Origin of the sequence: Geobacillus sp. CAMR5420, assembly GCF_000691465.1 — a bacterium.
In the GTDB taxonomy this organism is placed as follows: Bacteria; Bacillota; Bacilli; order Bacillales; family Anoxybacillaceae; genus Geobacillus; species Geobacillus thermoleovorans.
This window is the reverse complement of sequence record NZ_JHUS01000071.1, coordinates 1-1,961: the sequence shown is the minus strand read 5'-3', so window position 1 is coordinate 1,961 and position 1,961 is coordinate 1. Positions and strand designations below refer to the sequence as shown.

At 55.7% G+C, this 1,961-nt stretch carries 1 protein-coding gene; it reads left to right on the top strand.

What is annotated here, in order from left to right; all coding sequences use genetic code 11:
• Positions 1-297 precede the first annotated feature (297 nt).
• On the top strand, positions 298-1,671 hold the full coding sequence (locus DI44_RS00805; RefSeq protein WP_033026512.1) for a UDP-glucose/GDP-mannose dehydrogenase family protein: 1,374 nt from the start codon (positions 298-300) through the stop codon (positions 1,669-1,671).
• The last annotated feature ends 290 nt before the right edge of the window (positions 1,672-1,961 follow it).

Here is a 1,961-nt window from a genome sequence, read left to right as displayed (position 1 = left end):
TTGTCATGGGAGTCTATCCTATTTTCAGCAAAATATAGTTAAGGCGATTCATCTCCCACTTACTCCGCTTCGCTTTGTTGAAGTGGGAGTCTTCTCGCCTAATTAAGATAAAATCCGTCTGATGTATATATATGGAAGAAGGGAGGATGCCTCGTTGCTTTTGGGGCATTCTCTTTTTTGTGTGGAAAATAGTTTTTTGTTCGAGCAACGGGGCGGAACCCGTGAAAACCGGCAGGCGATTCGATATAATGAGGACAAGCGACGATCGCCGCAATGGATGAAAAGGTGTGAGGAATCGTGAAGATAGCGATTGCGGGAACGGGATATGTTGGACTTGTGACCGCGGCTTGTCTGGCCGATAAAGGGCATGATGTGACATGCGTCGATGTGAACGAAGAGAAAATTCGCCTATTAAATGAAGGGATCGTCCCGATTTATGAGCCGGGGCTTGACTCGCTTATTCAGCGAAACGGCGTTCGCCTTCGCTTTACGACCAACGATGTGGAAGCGTATCAACGGGCGGAAGTGATCATGATCGCCGTCGGCACGCCGCCGCAGCCGGACGGGTCTGTGCGGCTTGATGATGTATGGGGCGCATTGCGACGCATCGCCGGGGCGGCCGAACGCGATTGCCTTGTCGTTATCAAGTCGACCGTGCCCGTCGGCACTGGCGATGAAGCCGCCCGTTTTTTGGCGGAAAACGGACGGCCGGAGGTGAAATTCGACGTCGTATCCAACCCGGAGTTTTTGTCGCAAGGAACGGCAGTGCGCGATACACTGCAGGCGCCGCGCATTGTATTGGGAGTGGATTCGGACCGGGCTGAACGGGTGATGAAGGAGCTGTACGCCCCGTTTGCGCTCCCGTACGTTGTCACCGACCGCAAAAGCGCAGAGATGATCAAGTACGCTGCCAATGTGTTTTTGGCGCTGAAAATTTCGTACATCAACGAGATCGCCAACGTATGCGAGTTGGTAGGGGCCGACATTCAGGCGGTGGCGGAAGGAATCGGCATGGATCCGCGCATTGGCCGCCGCTTTTTGCGCGCCGGCGTCGGCTATGGCGGCTCTTGCCTGCCGAAAGATACGAAGGCGCTTTATGCGTTGGCTGCCTCCCATGGCTATTCGCTCAAAACCGTGTGGGCGGCGATGGACGTCAATGAAAAACAGAAATGGAAACTGTTCGAGAAAGCGCGCGCCCACCTTGGTGTGTTCAGCGGTCGAACAGCAGCCGTGCTGGGCGCCGCATTCAAGCCCGGCACTGACGATGTGCGCGAATCGCCGGCATTGGCGAACATCGAACGGCTCATTGCCGAAGGAGCCGACGTGCGCGTCTGGGACCCGGCCGCCCTCGGTCATGTCTCGCGCCGTTTTGGCGATGCGGTTGTTTGTTGCGAGACAATGGAGGAAGCCATTCGCGGCGCGGATGTTTGTTTCATTTTCACCGAATGGCCGGCTGTGCTGCAATTTGACCTTCACCGTTACAAGACGCTGATGAATCGGCCAATTGTGCTTGACGGGCGCAACTGCTACGACCCGAAACAAGCCGACGCCGCCGGCCTCATCTACGAGTCGATCGGTCGGCCGGTGGGGCATAGGCAGCTGAAAGTGGATCGGGCTGTTGACGTTCTCCAGTGCGCCTCAGCTGCCTTTTTCCACAAACAAAGTGAATAGGGATGCCGCTTAATTGTCCCGTTCGCATCGCCACGACGGCTTTTTTGTAAAAAAGGGAATAAGGCGGTCTGTCCGTTCGATGGAAGTGGGATAGTAGACATGCCGGCGGGCGCGGGGCATCAATCGCCGTTTCAAAGAAAGAGAAGGTTATGTTTCCAGTGGTTTTATGGGAAAACGTGGGGTCGTGGCCCGCCACTTTGAAAGCGGAGACAGGCGGGGAAGAGAGCGGCTGAAGAAGCCGTCTTTTCCCACCGCTATGGGCAGGCGGCAAAAGGAGCATTCCCGTTAGG